This is a genomic window from Oleiphilus sp. HI0067, from assembly GCF_001635735.1.
On the sequence record NZ_LWFI01001559.1, the window covers coordinates 1 to 1,008 of the forward strand.

Genomic DNA, 1,008 nt, shown 5'->3' on the forward strand with positions numbered 1-1,008 from the left:
TGAGAAAGCTGTTGAAATTGAGAAGAAAGAAATCGCAAATGTTATTCGTGAGCGTGTAGCAGTTGATAAAACTGTTGCGATCGAAGAAGAAAGGATCAAGGAAGTTCGCGAAGTATCTGAAGCGGACCGCGCTAAGCAAACTCAAGTGTTAGCAGCAGAAGCTAAAGCTGAAGAGGACAAGGTTAAACAAGTTAAGGCTGCAGAAGCAGAAGAGTTATCTGCAAAACATAAATCTGTTGAGATTACGACTATTGCTCAAGCTGAGCTTGAGGCTGCAGCTAAAGAAGCCGACGCGAAGAAAAAGCTAGCAGAAGGTACGCAGGCAGAGCGCGCAGCCCCTGGATTGGCGGACGCTAAGGTTCAGGAAGCAAAAGCAGTAGCTCTTGAGAAAGAGGGTGTGGCAGAGGCGACTGTTATACGTGCTAAAGGTGATGCTGAAGCTGATGCATTGTTGGGTACAGGTAAAGCAGAAGCAGACGTTACTGCTGCACAAGGTGATGCTGAAGCGAAAGCTGCGCGGGAACTTGGCTTGGCAGGTGCTGAAGTGACCCGAGAGCAATTCAAGGCTGAAGCAGATGGCTTAGTAGATAAGTTCGAAGCAATGAACACAATGAGCGAAGACGCACGAGAGCATGAAGAATTCCGTATGAGCCTAGAGACAGCTCTGAAAGAAGCGTTGGCGGCAATTGATGCTGGTAAAGACATCGCTCGTGAAAATGCAGAAGTCTTAGCTGTTGCTCTACAGAAAGCGAAGATCGATATCGTGGGTGGAGAAGATCACTTCTTTAACAATTTTGCGAAATCCCTATCAATTGGTAAAGCCGTTGATGGCCTCGCAGATAAGAGTGATACGATCTCATCTTTGGTTAACCGTCTGATCGAAGGAAAGAAACCGACTGTCGTCGAGAATGAAGAAGCCTAATGTTTATTCGCCAGGTTTGAACTAACCGGTTAATAACGAGGGGCTGGGCTCAGGCCTAGCTCCTTTAGATTTCTTTAAAAGGATGA

General features: G+C 46.5%; 1 pseudogene. It reads left to right on the forward strand.

Annotation, left to right across the window (positions count from 1 at the left end):
- A pseudogene (locus A3739_RS30410) lies at positions 1-922 on the forward strand (hypothetical protein); the annotation flags it as partial.
- Between the last annotated feature and the right edge of the window lie 86 nt (positions 923-1,008).